General features: G+C 64.8%; 18 protein-coding genes. 13 read left to right on the forward strand and 5 right to left on the reverse strand.

Annotated features, from left to right (window positions below; all coding sequences use genetic code 11):
• Positions 1-2 precede the first annotated feature (2 nt).
• From purU to ACFQ36_RS01490, 5 genes are all read right to left on the reverse strand, one after another.
• Positions 3-866, reverse strand: coding sequence for a formyltetrahydrofolate deformylase (gene purU / locus ACFQ36_RS01470; protein ID WP_377009859.1), 864 nt, complete (start codon positions 864-866; stop codon positions 3-5).
• 649 nt (positions 867-1515) lie between these two features.
• Positions 1516-2637: an ABC transporter ATP-binding protein gene (locus ACFQ36_RS01475; RefSeq protein ID WP_377009861.1), complete on the reverse strand. Its 1122-nt coding sequence runs from the start codon at positions 2635-2637 to the stop codon at positions 1516-1518.
• Positions 2638-2643: 6 nt separating this feature from the next.
• Positions 2644-3507, reverse strand: a complete 864-nt coding sequence (locus tag ACFQ36_RS01480) for an ABC transporter permease (RefSeq protein WP_377009863.1) — start codon at positions 3505-3507, stop codon at positions 2644-2646.
• On the reverse strand, positions 3504-4349 hold the full coding sequence (locus tag ACFQ36_RS01485; RefSeq protein ID WP_377009865.1) for an ABC transporter permease: 846 nt from the start codon (positions 4347-4349) through the stop codon (positions 3504-3506). Before ACFQ36_RS01485 ends, ACFQ36_RS01480 begins: the two co-directional genes overlap by 4 nt.
• A complete protein-coding gene (locus ACFQ36_RS01490) occupies positions 4349-5398 on the reverse strand; it encodes an ABC transporter substrate-binding protein (protein ID WP_377009867.1) in 1050 nt (349 codons plus the stop codon). The genes ACFQ36_RS01485 and ACFQ36_RS01490 overlap by 1 nt, the downstream gene beginning before the upstream one ends.
• 1230 nt (positions 5399-6628) lie before the next feature.
• On the opposite strand from ACFQ36_RS01490, the gene ACFQ36_RS01495 reads away from it, so the two are divergent.
• The 13 genes from ACFQ36_RS01495 to ACFQ36_RS01555 all read left to right on the forward strand — a co-directional run bounded on the left by ACFQ36_RS01495 (position 6629) and on the right by ACFQ36_RS01555 (position 19228).
• The gene (locus ACFQ36_RS01495; protein ID WP_377009869.1) at positions 6629-7573 is read left to right on the forward strand and encodes a 3-carboxyethylcatechol 2,3-dioxygenase; all 945 of its coding nucleotides are present in this window, start codon (positions 6629-6631) and stop codon (positions 7571-7573) included.
• Entirely contained in the window at positions 7570-8436 is an 867-nt protein-coding gene (locus ACFQ36_RS01500) for an alpha/beta fold hydrolase (RefSeq protein WP_377009871.1), read from the forward strand. Before ACFQ36_RS01495 ends, ACFQ36_RS01500 begins: the two co-directional genes overlap by 4 nt.
• 5 nt (positions 8437-8441) lie before the next feature.
• Entirely contained in the window at positions 8442-9230 is a 789-nt protein-coding gene (locus tag ACFQ36_RS01505) for a 2-keto-4-pentenoate hydratase (RefSeq protein WP_377009873.1), read from the forward strand.
• Positions 9230-9682, forward strand: coding sequence for a nuclear transport factor 2 family protein (locus tag ACFQ36_RS01510; RefSeq protein ID WP_377009875.1), 453 nt, complete (start codon positions 9230-9232; stop codon positions 9680-9682). The genes ACFQ36_RS01505 and ACFQ36_RS01510 overlap by 1 nt, the downstream gene beginning before the upstream one ends.
• A complete protein-coding gene (locus ACFQ36_RS01515) occupies positions 9679-10425 on the forward strand; it encodes an HpcH/HpaI aldolase/citrate lyase family protein (protein WP_377009877.1) in 747 nt (248 codons plus the stop codon). The genes ACFQ36_RS01510 and ACFQ36_RS01515 overlap by 4 nt, the downstream gene beginning before the upstream one ends.
• Positions 10422-12167: a bifunctional 3-(3-hydroxy-phenyl)propionate/3-hydroxycinnamic acid hydroxylase gene (locus ACFQ36_RS01520; protein WP_377009879.1), complete on the forward strand. Its 1746-nt coding sequence runs from the start codon at positions 10422-10424 to the stop codon at positions 12165-12167. Before ACFQ36_RS01515 ends, ACFQ36_RS01520 begins: the two co-directional genes overlap by 4 nt.
• A gap of 114 nt (positions 12168-12281) precedes the next feature.
• Complete coding sequence (locus ACFQ36_RS01525; RefSeq protein WP_377009881.1) at positions 12282-13283, forward strand: ABC transporter substrate-binding protein; 1002 nt, start codon at positions 12282-12284, stop codon at positions 13281-13283.
• Positions 13284-13385: 102 nt separating this feature from the next.
• The gene (locus ACFQ36_RS01530; RefSeq protein WP_377009883.1) at positions 13386-14198 is read left to right on the forward strand and encodes an ABC transporter permease; all 813 of its coding nucleotides are present in this window, start codon (positions 13386-13388) and stop codon (positions 14196-14198) included.
• Positions 14195-14965: an ABC transporter permease gene (locus ACFQ36_RS01535; RefSeq protein ID WP_377009885.1), complete on the forward strand. Its 771-nt coding sequence runs from the start codon at positions 14195-14197 to the stop codon at positions 14963-14965. The genes ACFQ36_RS01530 and ACFQ36_RS01535 overlap by 4 nt, the downstream gene beginning before the upstream one ends.
• Positions 14958-15797, forward strand: coding sequence for an ABC transporter ATP-binding protein (locus tag ACFQ36_RS01540; protein ID WP_377009887.1), 840 nt, complete (start codon positions 14958-14960; stop codon positions 15795-15797). Before ACFQ36_RS01535 ends, ACFQ36_RS01540 begins: the two co-directional genes overlap by 8 nt.
• On the forward strand, positions 15794-17773 hold the full coding sequence (locus ACFQ36_RS01545) for a flavin-containing monooxygenase (RefSeq protein WP_377009889.1): 1980 nt from the start codon (positions 15794-15796) through the stop codon (positions 17771-17773). The genes ACFQ36_RS01540 and ACFQ36_RS01545 overlap by 4 nt, the downstream gene beginning before the upstream one ends.
• A 103-nt stretch (positions 17774-17876) precedes the next feature.
• Positions 17877-18518, forward strand: a complete 642-nt coding sequence (locus ACFQ36_RS01550) for a TetR/AcrR family transcriptional regulator (RefSeq protein ID WP_377009891.1) — start codon at positions 17877-17879, stop codon at positions 18516-18518.
• Positions 18515-19228: an SDR family oxidoreductase gene (locus tag ACFQ36_RS01555; RefSeq protein ID WP_377009893.1), complete on the forward strand. Its 714-nt coding sequence runs from the start codon at positions 18515-18517 to the stop codon at positions 19226-19228. Before ACFQ36_RS01550 ends, ACFQ36_RS01555 begins: the two co-directional genes overlap by 4 nt.
• Positions 19229-19237 lie beyond the last annotated feature (9 nt).

Here is a 19237-nt window from a genome sequence, read left to right on the forward strand (position 1 = left end):
CATTACTTGAAAACCACTGTCCGGCTGCCGTGCAGGAGGACGCGGTGCTCGGCATGCCATTGAACGGCTCTGGCCAACGCAAGCCGTTCCGCGTCCCGCCCGGTGACGACCAGGTCCTCGGGCCCGTAGTTGTGATCGACCCTGAGGACCTCCTGTTCGATGATTGGCCCCTCGTCCAGGTCGGCAGTTACATAATGGGCCGTCGCGCCCACCAGCTTGACGCCGCGGTCATGGGCCTGGTGATAGGGTTTGGCACCCTTGAATCCGGGCAGGAACGAGTGATGGATGTTGATCGCCTTGCCAGCCAGTTCCCGGCACAGATCGTTGCTTAGGACCTGCATGTAACGGGCCAGTACCACGAGGTCTACCTGGTGCTCCTTGATGAGCGCCAGGAGCTTGTCTTCGGCTGCGGGCTTCGTCTCGGGCGTCACGGGGATATGGAAGAAGGGAATTCCGTGAGTTTCGGCCATCGGCTCGAGATCACGATGGTTGGAGACGATGAAAGGAATATCGACCTTCAGCTGCCCGGTCCGCCAGCGGAACAGCAGATCGTTGAGGCAGTGTTCAAATTTGGACACCATGATTGCCACCCGAGGCCGTTCTGTGCTGTCAGTCAGGGACCAGGACATCCCGTGGGTTTCAGCCGTCGCCTGGAATGCCGACTGCAGGGACTCAATGGAGGTCTTTCCGGGGTATGAAGCCTGTACCCGCATGAAAAAGCGGTTCTCCGCAACGTCGTCGAATTGCTGGCTGGTCAGGATGTTGCATCCGTGGGCCAAGAGAAAACCGGAAACCGCGTGAACGATTCCCATCCTGTCCTCACAGCTGATCGCCAAAACCAACTCGCGGTTGCTTACGTCTTCCACAGAAACTCCTAAATGTGTGAAACAAGCAGATTCTCCTGCCCGCTCATCGGCAGGCAGAGGGAAAAGGGAACAGGGCCGCCATTCGGCCGCCAGACCGCGGCTCCATTTCTCTCCCGCCGGCGTGGCCGGCAGCCGGCCAGGGATAATTTCCTAAAGCACAACGGTGGGGCGCCGGAAAACAGCAATCTATGGTTCAAATGCAGGACCTCTTACACCTCCTCATATGAATAAATAACGGCGCCGTTGGACGCCGACGCAGACCTTGGCATGCAGGTTCGTGCCGCCTGCGCTTCCGGCGCCCCGCGCGGCACGATGCCACGGTACGGATCCGCCCAGACAGGCTCTGCCCCAAGGGGAAATCGGCGTCGAACGCCCCTCTATGCCAAGAAGTTCAGGACCGGCCGGCCGTGGCGTTGTTCCTATCTCCCAAGCAACAATCCTTGAACTGGACAAAGCGGTCAGCCGCTGCCCGATAACCGGTTACTGACGGGGGAGCATACGGTCGGGACGGGCCGCAAAATGCACGGGATCCGGCCCTGTGGCACCTGCTCCCGGAAAGAACCGCCGTTCCGGACACCACACCAAACCGCTGATGCGGTGGTCCGGAACCAGCAGGGAGCCCTGTCGGCCGGCAGCAGTGGCCGCCGCGTCACTCCGAAGGGACTACCGCTACATGCTCCGGCGACCACGCCACATCAACACGATCACCTGGGCCGAGGCCGCTGTGCTCATGTTGCCGCGGAACACGGCTTTCAACTTCAAAGCCGGCATCTGTATCAACGTAATACCGGTACGAGGTGCCGAGGTAGATGACATCCTTGATGGTTCCGCTCAGGCAGGACCCACGCTGTCCCTGGGTATGGGCGGGGGAAATCGACACCTGCTCCGGTCGAAGAATCATCCCCAGGGAGGAGCCTTCGCGGAAGCGAGCAGCTGTACCGGCCGGGAGCATGAGGGCCAAAGTATCCGTGCGCAGCATGCCATGTTCCAGGACGCCGCGTAGGATGGTGGATTCACCCATAAAATCTGCAACGAACACCGAAGCCGGCCGCTCGTAAAGATCCTGCGACGTACCGAACTGCTCAATGCGCCCGTTGTTGTAGATAGCAATCTGGTCGCTCATGGTGAGCGCCTCTTCCTGGTCATGCGTCACGAAAACCACGGTTGCACCGATTTCCTTGGAGATGCGCTTGATCTCGATCTGCATGCTCTCACGCAGACGCTTGTCCAGGGCACCCAGCGGCTCATCCATCAAAAGCAGCTCCGGCTGGAATACGATGGCCCGCGCCAAGGCTACCCGCTGCTGCTGGCCACCCGAGAGCTGCCGCGGGTAGGACGTGGCGCGCGGGGACAGTTCAACCAGCTCCAGAGCCTCGTGGGCTTTGGCCAGGGCCGTCTTCTTAGTCATGCCGCGCACTTCCAACGGAAAGGCGACGTTCCTGACCGCAGTCATGTGAGGGAACAGCGAATAGTTTTGGAACACCATGCCGATGTTCCGTTTCTCCGGGGAGAGCGACGTCAACTCCCGGCCCCGCAACCTGATGGATCCCGAGTCGGGTTCCAGAAAGCCCGCAATCATATTCAGCGTGGTGGATTTCCCGGAACCTGACGGACCGAGCATGGTCAAGAACTGCCCCTTCTCCAAGGCGAAGGACACGCCGTCGACGGCGTTGCCGGCCCCGAAGTCCTTCGAGACGGCATCGACGATAAGGGTCGGGCCGTCATTCGCAGGGCCTGTGACAGGTCGTGATCCTGCTGTTTTGATCTGCATTATTTCCTACTTCCTTGTGCGCTGTAGGCGGAACATGCCTACCAACGCCAGGGTCGAAACCACCATCAGGACCGTGGATAGTGCGGCAAGAACCGGGGTAACGGTGGTGCGGGCCTGAATCCACATCTCAACAGGAAGGGTCCTGAAATTCGGGGAAACCAGGAACGTCGAAACCACCACCTCGTCCCACGACGTAACGAATGCAAACAGGGCCCCTGCCACAATCCCCGGCAATATCTGCGGGAAGACGACCCGGCGAAAGCGGGTCCATGGACGGGCGCCGAGAATGGCGGCGGCTTGTTCCTGACTCGGGTCGAACTGGGCCAGGCTTGTACTGACCGCGACGATTACAAACGGAATCGACAGCACTGCGTGGCCGATGACGAGTGACTGTAATGTCCCAAAGAGACCCAGCTTAAGCATCAAGATGTAGACCCCGATGCCAATGATCACCGGCGGGATGATCAGCGGCGCCATGCTGGTGCCCTGCATGAAGGCCCGGACCCGCGGGCTGAGCTTGAACAATCCGAAGGTCGCCGCGGTGCCAAGGACAGTGGCCAGAATGGTAGACAGCGCGGCGACCTGCAGGCTCACGCCGGCAGCCCTGGCCCAGTCCTTTTTCTCTACGAGCTCCTGGTACCACTTCAATGTCCAGTGCCCGCTGATCCGGCCGAGCGATGAAGAGTCGCTGAAGGACATGGGAATGATTAGCAGCGTCGGTAGGATCAGGTAAAGTCCCACGAGCGATGCGACGGCCGTCAGCGCAATCCACCGGACCGAGATGTCCCGTTTTTTCCGTGGCCGGGCGGCAAGTGCTTCATCCACCCGTGGTGCTCCGATGCCAGCAATATCCTGTGTGTTGGTACTCATGTCCTCGTCCTCCGGCTTGAGACCCTCCAGACGGCTGCGAGCAGTCCCATGGACACCAAGGTCCCGGCCAGCAGCAGCATTCCAAGTGCACTCGCCCTGGTAGAGCCGATTTTCTGGGTTTCCTGGATGAGAAGCTCGCCGACCATCATGTTCTCCGGTGCGCCGAGCATTGCAGGAGTGATGTAGAAGCCCAGGCTCAGGACAAATACGAGCACGCAGCCTGCCGCAATCCCGGGCAGCGACAGGGGCAGGAACACCCGCAGAAACCTCTGCAGCGGGGTTGCGCCCAAGCTCCGGGCGGCTTGGAGCTGTCCCCTGTCTATGTCGGACATCGTGTTCACCAGCGGAAGCACCATGTACGGAAGTAGCACATGGACCATCCCGATGAGCACACCAACAGGGGTGCGAATGAGGGGTATGGGGCTGCTGGTTAGCCCCCACGCCTGCAGGAACGTGTTGATGATTCCGCTGTCCTGCAGCAGGCCGACCCAAGCAAAGGTCCTGCTCAGCAGGCTGACCCAGAACGGCATCAGGACCAGGATGATCATCAGCAGCTTCAGTCGGGGGCCGACCCGGTTCAGCACATATGCGTACGGGTAGGCAACGAGCAGGCAGACCAGCGTCGTCACGACGGCCACCCAGGCCGTGTTGCGGAATACCCGCCCATACACCGCGGAGTCAAAAATGGCGGCGTAGGTTCCAGCGCCGGCCTTCATTGACTCCTGGTACATCATTCCGAGCGGTATGAGGAAGAATGCACAGAAGAAAAGGAATGCCGGCAGGAAGAGCAGCCATCCGCGCAGCCTGTCCCTCCTGTTGCGAAGGGCCGAACCTGCGGACATTACTGCGCGATCCAATCGTTGAATCGCTCGGCGATCTTCGCGTAGTTAGCGGCCCAGTAGTCGTCGTCAACCTTGATCTGCTTCTCGAGATGGTTGGTCGGGCGGTTCACTTCGCTCGTGACCGTCGGGTCCTTGGCCGCCTCTTTGTTCACGGGTCCGTAGACCATCAGCTGGGACCAGGCGACCTGCTTCTTCTTGTCGTTCATGCAGTTGATCAGCTTGTTCGACAGTTCGGCGTTCTTGGCACCCTTGGGGATCCCCCAGTAGTCGTCGATCTGAAGCCACTGGTCGTAGGAGACCTTGACCGGGGCCCCGTCGGTTTTGGCTGCGTCAACGGCGCGGCCCACCCACACCAAGCCCATTGCGGCTTCCCCTGAAGCAAGCATGCTCTGTGAAGCGGCGCCGGTTTCCCACCAGATGATGTCCTTCTTGATGGTGTCCAGCTTGGCAAAGGCCCGGTCGAGATCCAGCGGGTAGAGATCCTTCGGCGCCACGCCGTCGGCAATCAGCGCAGCTTCCAGCACGCCGGAGGAGACGCTGCGGTAAAAGGTCCGCTTGCCGGGGAAGGTCTTTGTGTCGAACAGGTCGGCGAAGGAATGCGGTGTGCCGGAGATTTTGTCCGTATTGTATGCGACCACCGTTGCTTCGATGTCCGAGCCGACACGATACTTGTCCGCGTAGCCGTCGACGAGCTGGGATTTATCAACGATGGAGTAGTCAATCGGCTCCAGGTAATCTCCGCCGGCCGCATCGCTGCCGAAGTCATTTGTGAAATTAACCACATCCCACGGGACATTATTGGCCTCAACCGCGGTGCGGATCTTGGAGAAATCCGTCGGCTCATCCGTTTTGATATTGACGCCCAACTCCTCGGCGCAGGGGGCGAAGTACTCCTTCTCGTGCGCCTGCTGATACGGGCCGCCGTAGTCAAGGACGGTCAGGGTGGTGGCCGCAGAGCCTGCCGCTTGATCCGAACAGCCCGCGGTTGCGATGACCAACATCCCCGCCAGGCCAATTGCACCGTGCTTCATTCCGCGAAAATTCTTCATGGGGCTAAAGCTTCCTTTTCTTTGCCGCCTGCCCAAGCATGGGCCGAACTGTTCATAATCAAATAATTGCTGCTACTTAATTTGACTAAGCTTTGAACCAAGTTGGGAATGTTCGTCAATCAAACCGCGTGTTCGAATATCAATTGCTTGGATTTGTGGAAGTAGCTTGCAGACATATCTTTGAAAAGCTGTCGCTGTTCAGGGATGTTTCCACATCATTTCGGCCATTTTTCCAACACGTAGGTCCCCGCCAGGTACCCCTGATCCCCCTTCATCCCGGGCCACGCCGACCTGTTCCAGTAACAGTAATATTTTATTATGGGAGGGTCAATAGGTTGGTAGAAACGGCTCAAGAAGCTCTTCCGCCGGGGACGCAAACTGTTCTCACTACAGATTCCGCCTCGAAAGCATCACCATCGAGGACCGGACAACCTTCCCCTGAACGGACTCATCTCCGTTGCGGGCCGTAAAGCTTAGGACCGACAAGATGCTCACGATGGCAATCGACGGGAAGCTACGAAGGCGCGCTGATTTGATAAGCAATGTTGACCCCCCAGTGCTACTACGCGAAGAGCGTTGAGAAGCTGTCCGCTCGAAACTGATCGCACCTCTAAGTTGTGGACTGGCAGAGGTGGAGCTGGCTGAGCGCGTCTTTGGTGCATGCATGTCTGATGCTCCCGTCAGGTTGGGCCGACGGGAGCATCAATGTCTCGATTCAGGCCGAGACTCGGACGGCTGTTCCTACTGCCGCCGTCCTCCAACCACAACCGTCGCCCGGATCTCGACCTTCATCCCCTCGACCAACAACACCCGGCCCCTGTCAGCATGCAAGCGGAGAACGGCCTCGAGGTGGCGGAAGGTCTTCCATCAGGACGATGAACTCGTCCCCGGCGTATTCGCCGGCGAAGTACAGCCCGCCCACGTGCTTGCGCAGCAGTTCCAGGCCGGTCTTCTGCCAGGCGGCTCGGGTTCTGCGTAGGCGCCGCGGGCCAGCGGGTCCTCGGCCCAGTGGACAGCAGCGGGTCGGCGTTCGCGATGTCCAGATCGGTGCGCATCTTCCCGACGCATCATTCCGGCCCCCGCGCCCCGTCTGCGCAACTCCTGAAATTGCCCCTAGCCAAAAGTGAACCGCGTCACTAGAATCAACATTCTAGAACTTTGAATCCAGAACACTCACCAGCCGTAGCACCGCAATCAAGAGGTCCGACGGGCCTGAAGGGAAATGACTCAATGACGCTTGCAGTGGCCGCAATGTCCCACGCTCCCTCGTTCGGGAACGTGGATCCGGGCGGGGGGATCTTCGCCGAAATCAATACCGCCATTGATGAGGTCCGCACGTTCGTCGAGGACTACGCCCCCGACGTCACCATCGCGTTGGGGCCGGATCACTTCAACGGCGTGATGTACGAGATGATGCCGCCGTTCTGCGTCGGCGCCCAGGCCAACGGGGTGGGGGACTGGGGCACCGCCGCAGGACCGCTGCCCGTGGACGGGGAAACCGCCCGGGAGCTGCACCGGATCATTCTCGAGGACGGCATCGATATCGCCCGGTCCGAGCGCCTGCAGGTCGACCACGGCGTGCTGCAGCCGCTCGAGTTCATCTACGGTCACGGGTTCACCCATCCGTTCGTGCCGGTTTTCGTGAATTCCGTGGGCCTGCCCCTGACGCCCATGAACCGGGTCCGCCTGTTCGGCGAGGCCCTGGGGCGCGCGGCCCGGAAACTGGATAAGAAGGTGCTGATCCTCGCCTCGGGCGGGCTCTCGCACAACCCGCCGATACCGGTGTGGGGCTCCGCGCCGGACGAGGTGAAGGAACGGCTCGTCCATTCGGAGATGACCCCGGAGCAGCGCGCAGTCCGCGAATCCACCATGATCGAAAACATCCGGAAGTTCGCCGAGGGGAAGGCCACGACCCAGCCGCTGAACGCCGCGTGGGACACCAAGATCCTGGATGCGTTCCGCGGCGGCGACCTGAGCGTCGTCGACTCCTGGACCAACGAGTGGTTCGGCCGCGAAGGCGGCAGCGGCGCCCATGAGGTGCGGACCTGGATTGCGGCCTTCAGCGCGCTGGCGACGCAGGGCAGCTACAGCTTCGTGGTCGACCGGTACTGGCCGGTCGAGACCTGGGGTGCCGGTTTCGGCGTCGTCGCGGCCATCACGGACGGCGCCGCATGAGGCCGGAGCTCCCGACGTTCTGGCAGGAGATCGGAGACCTGCCCCACAGCGTGAGCTACGTCCAGGTCGGCGCCTGGCGCACGCGGGTGCTCTCCGCGGGCGAGGGCGGGGACACGGTCGTGTTGATGGCCGGCACCAGCGGCCACATCGAGGCCTTCACCCGGAACATTCGGGCACTGGCCAAGACGCACCGGGTCATCGCCTACGACTACCCCGGACACGGTTTCTCGACGTTGGCCGAGGCTGACCTGGAGATCCCGGACTACGAGGAGCACCTGGCCGGGCTGCTGGACGCCCTGGGCCTGGACCGGGTGCACCTGTGCGGCGAGTCGCTGGGCGGGTGGATCGCCCTGAAGTTCGCCCAGTCGCATGCCGAACGGATGAAGACGCTCATCCTGAGCGCCCCGGGCGGACAGGTCATCGGCGGGCAGGCCATGGACAAGGCGCGCTCGGTCAGCCGAGACGCCGTCGAAGACCCGACGTTCGAGAACGTCAAAAGACGGCTGCAGGTGGTCATCCACGATCCGGAGCTGATCACCGACGAACTTGTGCGCATCCGCCAGGCCGTCTACAGCCGGGAGGGGTTCGCCCGGTCCATGGGTCACATCCTGGCTTTGCAGCAGCCCGAGATCCGTTTCCGCAACCGCGTCACCGAGGAAGACTATGCGGCACTGAAGGTGCCGACGCTGCTCGTCTGGACCGACCACGAGCCGTCCGGCGGGATCGAGGCGGGCGAACGGTTCGCGGCCGCCATCCCCGACGGCGAACTGCTCGTCATCCGGAACGCCGCCCACTGGCCGCAATGGGAGGACCCGCGGGCCTTCAACGAGCGGGCCGTCGATTTTCTCGCCAGGAAAGGCTGATCAAGGTGTCCCAAATCATCCGGAAGCTCGCCGATGACCTCTACGAGGCGCGGCGGAACCTCACGCCGATCGACCACATCCGGCATCAGCTCTCCGACGGCGATCTCGATGCCGCGTACGCGATCTCGGAGATCAACACGCAGCGCCGGGTGCAGGAACACGGGCTCAGGCGCGTGGGCCGCAAGGTGGGCCTGACCAACCCGATGGTCCAGCGGAAGGCCGGCGTGGACCAGCCCGACTACGGGATCGTCCTGGAGGACATGGTCTTCGCCGACGGCGTCGTCCGCCCCCGGTCCGCCTTCATCAAGCCGAAAATCGAAGCTGAGCTCGCCTTCGTCCTCAAGCAGGATGTGCTCCGCGCAGACCTCGAGTCGATCAAGGCCGCGATCGACTACGTCGTTCCGGCCATCGAGCTCGTCGACTGCCGGTACCACAACTACGGCATGAGCATCCTGGACACCGTGGCCGACAATGCCGCGTGCGAGGGACTCGTCACCGGTACGGTCCGCAAGGCTTATGGGGAGGTCGACCTGAACGAGGTGGAGATGGTGCTCTACCGCGGCGACGAGGAGGTCACCCGGGGCGTCGGCAAAAACGTCCTGCAAGGGCCGATCAATGCGATCCGGTGGCTCGCGGAGACCTCCTTGCGCGTGGGCAAGCCGCTGCGGGCCGGCGAGATCCTGCTCTCCGGATCCATCGGCATGATCGTCGACTGGGACCCGGACATCACCTACACCGCCGAATACTCGCACGGATTCGGATCCGTGTCGGCCAGGCTCGAAGGAGGCCGCTAATGCCTGAAGTGACAAATGAGATCCGCGTCGAGATCGAACAGCTCGTCGCCGAGCACCACTGGCTGCTCGACCACGGCCACGCCGACAGGCTCCACACCCTCTACGCCGAGGACGCGGTCTCCGTCGGCCCGCTCGGCACCATGGTCGGCCGCGAGGCCATCAGGTCCTGGGGCGAACGCCGCGTGAAGATCGACGCCGGCGTGGTCCGCCACTTCTCGGGCGGAACGCGCCTGGGCTTCGAGGACGGCGTCCTGTGCGGCACCACCTACTACATGACCTTCCGGGACAGCCAGCCCGATCCGCTCCATCCGGCCAGTGTGGGCGAATTCCGCGAGCAGTACGTGCGGACCGACGGGCGGTGGCTGATCCGGCGCCGCGAGATCGTTCCGGTCTTCGGCGGGGACAACGCCGCCGCCCATGCGCAGCGCGTCGCTGCAGGAGGCGGCGAATGAGCGCCCGGGAGGCTCCGGTGCCGGCCCTGCTGCACGTCACGACACCGTCGATGGCCGTCGTCGAAAGTGCGCTGGATGCAGGGTACGACGGCGTCATTATCGACCTGCAGCACGGCGAGGTCGGACTCGACGCAGCGTGCAGGATGCTCCGGGCGATCCCGCGCGGCAACGCCCATGCCTTCGCCCGGGTGGCCAGCATCGATTCCGGTGCCATCGGGCGGCTGCTTGACAGCGGCGCCCGGGGCATCGTCGCTCCCACCGTCGAGACGGGCGGCCAGGCGCGCGCGCTGGTCTCGGCCACGAAGTACCCGCCGCTGGGCGGACGCAGCCTCGGCCCGAGCCGCCCGGCGCTGTACGGGGGCGGGGACTACTGCGCAGCCGGCAACGCCGCAGTGGCGACGGTCGTGCAGATCGAATCGGCTGCCGGCGTCGAGGCCGCCGATGACATCCTCGGCGTTGACGGTGTCGATTCGGTCTACGTCGGGCCCGCCGACCTGGCGGTCTCCTACGGATTGCCGGGACGGCCGGACTGGACCAGCGGTCCGGTTGCCGACGCCGTCGTCCATCTGGCCGAACGGGCCCGGGCCCACGGCGTGACGCTTGGCCTGTACTGCAGCGATCCGGCGTTCGCGGCGGAGCAGGTACTCCGGGCCGGGCTGGACTACGTGGGGTTGGGCATCGACCTGATGTTCGTGGGACGGCACGCCCGCGCAGCCGTCGCGGCGTTGAAGGAGGCGTCATGATCGAGCAGACGGACATTCTGATCATCGGGGCGGGACCGACCGGGCTGACCCTGGCCAACCTGCTGGGCCAAAGCGGCATCCGGACGGTCCTCGTGGAGGCGAGGACGGAACTGATCGACTACCCGCGTGCCGTGGGCATCGATGACGAGTCCCTGCGGGCGATGCAGGCGATCGGGCTGGTCGAGGAAGTGCTCGAGCACACGGTGCCGGACCAGCAGATCCGGATCGTCAACGGCGCGGGCAAGGTGATCGCCGGGATCAACCCGACCACCCGGGAGTTCGGGTGGCCGCGCCGCAACGGGTTCGTGCAGCCCCTCGTGGACCAGGTCCTGCTGGACGGCGCCCGCCGCTTCGGCTGCGTCGACGTCCGGCTCGGCGTCGAAGCCACGGATCTGGTCCAGGACGAGGACGGCGTCACTGTCACCGTACGTTCGCAGCAGCAGGAGGCGTCGGTCCGCGCCGCCTACGTGGTCGGCTGCGAGGGCGGCCGCTCGTTCACCAGGCAGAAGCTCGGGATCCCGTTCACCGGGCAGACCCGGCAGCAGCGCGGCCTGGTGATCGACGTCGCCAATGACCCGCTGGGGACCCCGCACGCCGTCTTCGGCGGCGATCCGACCCGCGGCTACGCCACCCTGAGCCTGCCGCACGGCACCCGCCGCTGGGAGTTCATGCTTTTGGAGGGAGAGAGCGACGAACTGGCCACGAGCGACGAGTTCCTCCACCGGCTGCTGAAGGACCACGTCGCCGATCCTGCCTCGCTGGATGTGATCCGCCGCCGCGTCTACGCCCACCACGCCCGTATCGCGGAGCGGTTCCGCCTGGGCCGGGTCCTGCTGGCCGGCGACGCCGCGCACGTGATGCCGGTGGTGGCAGGGCAGGGCTGGAACTCGTGCATCCGGGACGCCTTGAACCTGGGTTGGAAGCTGCCGGCCGTAGTGCGCGGCGTGGCGGGCGATGCGCTGCTGGACACCTATGCCGAGGAGCGGCGCGACCACGTCAAGGCGATGGTCGAACTCTCGGTCGGCATGGCCAAGGTGGTCACGAACCGGAGCAAGGTCACCTCCGCCGTGCGTGACGCCGCCGCCGCGGTCATCGACCACCTGCCCAAGCTCAAGTCGTACGTCTCGGGGCAGGGATTCAAGCCGATGCCCAAGTACACCCGCGGCGTGGTCGTGCCGAGCCGGTGGCCGGATTCGAAATCCGTGCCCGTCGAGGACGGGATCCAGCCGGGCGCGGGCACGCTCTTCCCGCAGCCGCGCGTCCAGGCGCCGGGGCACGGCGACGTCCTGCTGGACGATGCCACGGGCGCCGGGTGGCGGGTCTTCGTCTGGAACAACGACCCGGCGAACTTCCTCTCCGACCAGGTGCGCGTCCAGCTGGATGCGCTGGATGCCACACTGGTCCAGCTGGTCCCGTCAACCCAGCTGCGCTGGGCTGCGGACAGCGCGTCACCGGGCGTCCGGGTTGCCGGGGACGTGTCCGGGAGCCTGAAGTCCTGGTTCCATGCCCGCCCCGTTTCGGCCGTCGTCGTCCGTCCGGACCACGTAATTGCCGCGGAATGCCTGGCCCAGGACCTCGACAACACGCTCCGGCAGGTCTTCGCCAGCGCCTGCCTGCTGCCGGCGGCCGGCGCGGCAGCAACGAAGGCCTGCCCGGCCGAAGCCGGGGGCGGGGGAGCGGGAATCGGCACGCATAACGATGCCCGCCAAGCCCTTGCCTCTGCCCGCGCGACAACACATTGAGTCCATAGAATATTTTTTCAAACCAAGAATGCGTAATTGTCGCTATAGTGGTGCTTTGCTCGAGCCCCACGGACATCTCATTGCGCTTCGTTCACTCAAGGAAGAGGGAACACCATGAAAACAACGACCACCCGCCTGCTGTCCGCAGGCGCTCTCGCCGCTGCCTTGATGCTCTCCGGCTGCGCCTCCGGCTCGATCTCGGGAGGGAACGCCGAGGCCGCGCCGAGCGGCGGTTCGGCGAACTCGGACCTCCGCGACGTCACGATCGGCCTGTTCCCCTCGTCGGCCGTGGGCGCAATCCAGCTCGGCATCGACAAGGGCTACTTCAAAGAGGAGGGCATTAATCTCAAGATGCTCCTCGGACAGGGCAGTGCCGCCCAGCTGCCGGCGCTGAGCTCCGGCAGCCTCGAGTTCATGCTGGCCAGCCCGACGACGCCGCTCGTGGCGGCTGCCCAGGGGCTCGACGTCAAGATCGTGTCAGGGTACGCCCGCAACCGCCCGGACATGGTGGAGGACTCCGTGGCCGTCCTGGTCGGCCCCGGCTCGGACATCCACCGTGCCAAGGACCTGGAGGGCAAGACCGTATCCATCAACGCGCTCGGCAGCATCGGCGAGATCGGCATCAAGGAGGCCGTGGAGCGCGACGGCGGCGATCCCGGCAAGGTGACCTTCGTGCAGCTCGGCTTCAATGAGGTTGCGGCCCAGCTGGAGAGCGGTGCGATCGACGCCGGCATGGCCGGTCCGCCGTTCATGCAGCAGATCGTCGCAGACGGCGGTGCCGTCATCAGCGACTTCATCCAAAAAGCCGGGCTCGGCGGCGCCGAACTGGTCATCGCATCCAGCGGTGCCTTGACCAAGAACGACCCGGAGCTGGTGGAGGATTTTACCGCCGGGCTCGATAAGACCCTGGACTACGCCGAAAAGCACCAGGACGAGGTGCGCGATCTGCTGCCGGCGGCCCTGGGCACCTCGCCCGAGGCCGCAGCCAAGACCGAGTTCATCGAGTGGAACGCCGAGCTCGACGTCGACGCCCTCAACCAGTTCGCGGACCTTATGACCAAGCACGGTGTCCTCGAGACCCGCCCCAACGTCGAAAACACGGTCTGGACGAAGTAGCGGCACCGGAGTGCGGCGTCCGGCGACCGGCCGCCGCACTCCACCGTTCCAGTTCGACCGTGAGACTTGAAAGGGGGACTGGTCACGATGGCCAACCCAGCAATGTCAGCGTCACCAGCCGCTCGACGAAACATCCTGTGGCTCAAGATGGGGCCGGCGGCGCTTGGGACCTTCGGGTTCCTCGGATTTCTCGGCCTCTGGCAGATGGTGTCAACGTTCGGGATCGTCGATCCCCGGCACATGCCGCCGCCGGCCGCGGTTTTCGAGCGGTTCGCCGCCAACTTCGCCTACACCGAATTCTGGGTGGCGACGGGCCATACCCTGCGTGCCTGGCTCCTCGGGGTGCTGATCTCGACGGCGGCCGGGCTGATCCTGGGCGTCATCATCGGATCGAGCCGGGTCCTGGTCCGTGCCACGCATTCGACCATCGAGTTCCTGCGGCCGATTCCAGCCGTTGCGCTGATTCCCCTTGCCGCCTTGCTCTTCGGCCCGCGCCTCGGATCCGAGCTCATGATCATCATCTATGCGTGCTTCTGGATCATCCTCATCCAGGTGCTCTACGGCATTGCCGACCTCGATAAGGTCGCTCTCGATACGGCGCGGACCCTGCTCATGACTTTTCCCCAGCGCGTCCGGTACGTCATCTTCCCGACGCTGCTGCCGTTCCTCATGACCGGCCTGCGGCTGGCGGCAACGGTGGCCCTCATCCTCGCCATCAGCGTCGAGCTGATCGTGGGCACCCCCGGACTGGGCCAGGAGGTCGCGTTCGCACAGATCAACGGCTCGGCCCCGGCGATCTACGCACTCATCATCACCAGCGGCCTGCTCGGCATCGGGATCAATACCCTCATGCGGTTGGTGGAGCGCAAGACCCTGTTCTGGCACGAATCGGTACGCGGAGGGAAAGCAGCGTGACACTACTGAAGAAAACCGGGTATTTCCTGGGAATCCCGCTGCTCCTGCTGGCTGTGTGGACCGTCTATACATCAACCACGACGAACTTCTTCATACCCGAGCCCGCCAAACTGATGGACCGGTTCTTCAAGATCTGGTTCTCCGAACGCTTCGTCTCCGACGTGCTGCCAAGCCTCGGCCGCCTCCTGGCGGGCCTCGGGCTGTCCATCGTGATCGGCGTCGCCGTCGGGGCGGTCATCGGCTACGTGCGGTGGATCCGGTGGCTGTTCGAGCCGCTCTTCGAGTTCATCAGGGCGATCCCGTCGACGATCCTGATCCCGGTGCTGCTGCTGCTGATCGGCATCAACGACACCATGAAGATCACGCTGATCGTCCTGAGCTGCGTCTGGCCGATCCTGCTCAACACGGTCTCCGGCGTGACCTCCATCGACGAGGTCCTGCAGAACACCGCCAAAGTGATCGGGCTGACGAAGTTCGACCGGATGCGCTACCTCGTGCTCCCGGCGGCCTCCCCCCAGATCATGGCCGGAATCCGGCAGAGCCTGGCCGTCGCGCTCATCCTGATGGTGGTCTCCGAGATGTTCGCCTCCACCGACGGCATCGGCCACTGGACCATCAACTTCCAGAACCGCGTGGCCATCGCGGAGATGTGGAGCGGCATCCTGCTGCTCGGCATCATCGGCGTCGTCCTGTCGGTGGTCTTCCAGTGGTTCCAGAAGCGGGTTCTCGCTTGGTACGAAGGATTGAAGGAGAACGAAAATGACTAAGGCACAGAAGCCGGTCCGGCTCAAGGTCGACCAGGTCCGGAAGATCTACCAGACAGGAGCCGGCACCGAATTCGAGGCCGTCAGGTCCCTGACGTTCGATCTGCACGACGGCGAATTCGCCTGCCTCGTCGGCCCGTCCGGCAGCGGGAAGACCACGCTGCTGAAGTGCATCGCCGGTCTCATGCGCACCACCTCGGGCGAGGTCGTGCTGGACGGGCAGACCGTCAACGGTCCGGCCAAAGGGATGGCTGTCGTATTCCAGGAGTACGGGCGCAGCCTGTTTCCCTGGATGACGGTCGAGGCCAACGTGGACCTGCCGCTGAAGACCAGCGGGGTCCCCAAAACGGAGCGGGCCGAGCGCGTCCGCGATGCCTTGGAATCCGTGGGGCTGGACAAGGCCGGGGCGAAGTACCCCTGGCAGCTCTCCGGTGGCATGCAGCAGCGCGTGGCCATCGCCCGGGCGGTGGCTTCGCAGCCGAGCGTGCTGCTCATGGACGAGCCGTTCGCCGCCGTCGACGCCCAGACGCGCGCCGACCTCGAGGACCTGGTGCGCAGGATCTGGCGGAAGCACCACATGACCATCCTGTTCGTCACCCACGACATTGACGAGTCCGTCTACCTGGCCGAACGCGTGCTGGTACTCTCCAGTTCGCCGACGGTCATTCAGAATGACATCGAGATCGATCTGCCCCAGGAACGTGACCAGCTCGTCACCCGGTCCGCGGCCCGCTTCGCCGAGCTGCGGGCCGAGGTCTACGAGCGCGTGCAGTTCGCCAAGACCAACGTCCACGCCGTGGTCGAGCCGGCCCGGCTCGCGGAGGCGCACGCATGAGCACCACCGGCGCCGACGTACTGCAGGTCCCCAAGGACGATCTGTTCTGGCAGGACAACTATGAGCCGGTCACCGAGTCCGACGCGGAGCTGCTGCGGATCGTCGAGGGGGCCGACCTGCCCGCGCTCCTCGCGGCCCTCGCGGCGGCCACCGGCGACACCGGCGCCCTTTCCCCGGACCTGCGGCCGCCGCTGACGCCCGTGGACACGGTCAACCACCCGCACGGCGGCATGAGCGAAGCCCAGCAGGAGCGTGGCAGGCAGCTGGCGCTGGCGGGTTTGCGCCGGCTGCGCGACGAGCGGATCACCGGCGTCGACACCCTGCCCGACGCCGTCGTGACCTCCATCCTGGAGTACCTTGCCAACGGCCGCCGCGAGTGGATCGGCATGCTCAAGCACGAGCTCGACCTGGCGCCGGACAAGGGCGGCGTCCCCCAGTGGCAGTACGACGACGTCGCCGCCGGCCGGGACTTCTCCGTCCTGATCGTCGGCTCGGGTGTGGCCGGCATCGCCGCCGCCTACCGGTTCGCCCAGGCGGGCGTCCCGTTCACGATCATCGAGGCCGGCGAGCGCCTGGGCGGCACGTGGCAGAAGAACCGCTACCCGGGGGTGCGCCTCGACACGCCGACCTTCGGCTACTCCTACTCGTTCGCGCAGCGCCCGGACTGGCCGCACCAGTTTGCCGAAGGGCACGAGATCCGCGAGTACCTGGAGACGGTGGCCCGCAAGGCAGGCCTCAGCGAGCGGATCGAGTTCGGCAGCCGGCTGGTCCGCGCCGAGTGGGACGAGGCCGCCGGCACGTGGGCGGCGACCACCCGCACCCGGGACGGCGCCGAGCAGACCCGGCGGTTCAATGCCGTCGTCAGCGCCACCGGCCAACTCGATATCCCCAACATCCCGGAGTTCCCGGGACAGGACTCGTTCACCGGCATCGCGATGCATTCGCAAACTTGGGACGAGTCCGTCGACTGGCGGGGAAAGCGCGTGGCTGTCATCGGCACCGGCGCCAGCGCCTACCAGATCGTCCCGGCCGTTGTCGACGATGTCGGGAGCATGGTGGTCTTCCAGCGGAGCGCGCCCTGGATGCTCCCGGCACCGGCCTATCACGAGGGCATGACCGACACGTTCGCGTGGCTCGTCCGCAAGGTGCCGCACTACGCCCAATGGTTCCGGCTCTGGGTCACGCTCCTGGGGATTCCCGGGCGCTTCCACACCGTCCGCGCGGAAGAAGGCTGGCCGGCGGCGCCGCTGAGCGTGTCGAAGAAGAACCACGAGGTCCGCGAGGAGCTGCTCGGCCGGCTCGCCGAGCAGTTCGCAGGGCACCCTGAACTGCTCCAGCACGCCATCCCCGGCTATCCGCCGGGCGCCAAGCGGATGCTGCGGGACAACGGGGTCTGGGCCAGGGCGCTCACCGCGGACCAGACGACGCTCGAAACCTCCCCGATCCGGGAGTTCACCCCGGACGGCATCGTGACCGAGGACGGGACCGAACACCGCGTCGACATCGTCATTTACGCCACAGGCTTCCGGCCCTCGGAGTACCTCGAGGGCATCGAGATCGTCGGCCGCGAAGGACGGGAGATCCACGACTTTTGGCAGGGGGACGCGCGCGCCTACAACGGCGTTACCGTCCCGGGGTTCCCGAACTTCTTCATGGTCTACGGGCCAAACGTCGGCGGCGTCGTCGCGGGGAGCCTCCACTTCATGCTCGAGCGGGCAAGCGAATACTCGCTCAAGGCGGTCCGCGAGGTCCTCGAGCGCCGGGTGAAGGCGCTTGACGTCAAAGAAGCCGCACTGGACCGGTTCGTGGAGTGGGTCGACCGGGAGAACCGGAAGATGGCATGGGGGCAGCCGTACGTGCGGACCTGGTACCAGAACGGCCGCGGCCGCGTCTCGCAGATCTGGCCGTACACCAACGTCGAGTACTGGAACGTCACCGAGTCAGTGAGGCCGGAGGACTATGACTTCCTTTCCTGAGCGGCACCTGCTGACCGGCGGCCGTCCCTCCGCTGATTCACCATCACGTGATGGCGTATCGTCGGCGTATACGGACGGTAGCGAGAAGAAGGAAAATCCACCCGTGGCGAAGAGAAGCCGTGTCCATCAAAGCACCCCGGAAAATGAGCGCGCCATCCTGGAGGCCGCGTTGACGCTCGCCGTCACGGCGGGCTACGAGGGCACCACGATGGCGGAGGTGGCGCGCCTGTCCGGGCTGCCGACGGGCTCCGTCTACTGGCATTTCAACAACAAGGAACAGCTCTTCTCCGAACTGATCGAGTACTGCTTCGAGAAATGGAAGAAGGACCACACCGGCCCCACCAACCGGGACCTGCTCCGGAGGAGCATCGCCGGCTCTGCGGGCGGATCGACCGATCCGGAGAACAAGGCGGAGGCGTTCTGGATCCTGGCGCTGCTCTTCGCGCTGGAGAAGCGCCTGGCGGACAACGCGGCCCGCAAGAAGTACCTGGAGGTCCGCAAGCAGATGTTCGAACTCATGGTCGAGCGGGTCGAACCCCAGATCCCCGACGCCGTACTGGCGGCCGACCCGGATTTTGCGCGGAAGATGGTGGTCCTCGGGCGGGCCCTGACGGACGGTTTCTATATCGCCGCGTCCGCCGGTGACGACATCGACTTCATGGAGTTCGCGGACCTGTCCGCGTCCGCGGTGGAGGCTCTCATCGCCCGCCAAGCCGCGCTGGTCACCGGGGAGCCGGAGAAATGACGGAACCGCACAAGGCGGCCGTGGTCATTGCGGGCGGCTCGGGCATCGGCGCCGCCGTCGTACGCGAACTGGCTGCCCACGGCTACCGCATCGCGGCGCTCTCGCCCTCCGGGAGGGCACGGGCGCTCGCCCAGGAGTGCGGCGGCGTGGGCCTGGACGGCTCGAACCGTTCGGCCGAGGACCTGCAGGCGGTCGTCGATCTGGCGCTGTCCGAGTTCGGCCGCGTCGATACCGTGGTCAACGGGTCCGGGCACGCGGCCTCGGGCCCGGTGCTCGAGCTGACGGATGCGGACTGGGAGGACGGCATGAACGCCTACCTGATGAACGTGATCCGGATGTCGCGCATCATCACACCGCACTTCGAGGCCGCCGGCGGCGGGTCGATCATCAATATTTCGACGAGCTCGCCGTTCGAGCCGAACCCGCGCTATCCGGTGTCGGCGACGTTCCGTGCGGCGCTGGCCTCGTTCACCAAGCTCTACACGGACGAGTACGGGCCGGCGGGGATCCGCATGAACAACGTGCTGCCGGGGTTCACCAAGGAGGATCCGGGCACGGTCCCGCCCGAGTGGACGCAGCGGATCCCGCTGCGCCGTGCGGCGAGCGCCGAGGAGATTGCCAAGGTGGTACGGTTCCTTGCCGGCGATGATTCGAGTTACATGACGGGCCAGAACATCCGCGTCGACGGCGGTGTGGCGCGCGCCGTCTGAATTCCGGCT

It is taken from the genome of Arthrobacter sp. GCM10027362 (assembly GCF_042679445.1).
Lineage (GTDB): Bacteria > Actinomycetota > Actinomycetes > Actinomycetales > Micrococcaceae > Crystallibacter.

Bases quoted from the DNA above. Each gene is read 5' to 3' on its own strand.
- ACFQ36_RS01500 (WP_377009871.1), top strand. From the start codon at position 7,570: ATGAGGCCGGAGCTCCCGACGTTCTGGCAGGAGATCGGAGACCTGCCC.
- ACFQ36_RS01495 (WP_377009869.1), top strand. From the start codon at position 6,629: ATGACGCTTGCAGTGGCCGCAATGTCCCACGCTCCCTCGTTCGGGAAC.
- ACFQ36_RS01525 (WP_377009881.1), top strand. From the start codon at position 12,282: ATGAAAACAACGACCACCCGCCTGCTGTCCGCAGGCGCTCTCGCCGCT.
- ACFQ36_RS01515 (WP_377009877.1), top strand. From the start codon at position 9,679: ATGAGCGCCCGGGAGGCTCCGGTGCCGGCCCTGCTGCACGTCACGACA.
- ACFQ36_RS01540 (WP_377009887.1), top strand. From the start codon at position 14,958: ATGACTAAGGCACAGAAGCCGGTCCGGCTCAAGGTCGACCAGGTCCGG.
- ACFQ36_RS01545 (WP_377009889.1), top strand. From the start codon at position 15,794: ATGAGCACCACCGGCGCCGACGTACTGCAGGTCCCCAAGGACGATCTG.
- ACFQ36_RS01490 (WP_377009867.1), bottom strand. From the start codon at position 5,398: ATGAAGAATTTTCGCGGAATGAAGCACGGTGCAATTGGCCTGGCGGGG.
- ACFQ36_RS01475 (WP_377009861.1), bottom strand. From the start codon at position 2,637: ATGCAGATCAAAACAGCAGGATCACGACCTGTCACAGGCCCTGCGAAT.
- ACFQ36_RS01510 (WP_377009875.1), top strand. From the start codon at position 9,230: ATGCCTGAAGTGACAAATGAGATCCGCGTCGAGATCGAACAGCTCGTC.
- ACFQ36_RS01485 (WP_377009865.1), bottom strand. From the start codon at position 4,349: ATGTCCGCAGGTTCGGCCCTTCGCAACAGGAGGGACAGGCTGCGCGGA.
- ACFQ36_RS01480 (WP_377009863.1), bottom strand. From the start codon at position 3,507: ATGAGTACCAACACACAGGATATTGCTGGCATCGGAGCACCACGGGTG.
- ACFQ36_RS01520 (WP_377009879.1), top strand. From the start codon at position 10,422: ATGATCGAGCAGACGGACATTCTGATCATCGGGGCGGGACCGACCGGG.
- ACFQ36_RS01530 (WP_377009883.1), top strand. From the start codon at position 13,386: ATGTCAGCGTCACCAGCCGCTCGACGAAACATCCTGTGGCTCAAGATG.
- ACFQ36_RS01555 (WP_377009893.1), top strand. From the start codon at position 18,515: ATGACGGAACCGCACAAGGCGGCCGTGGTCATTGCGGGCGGCTCGGGC.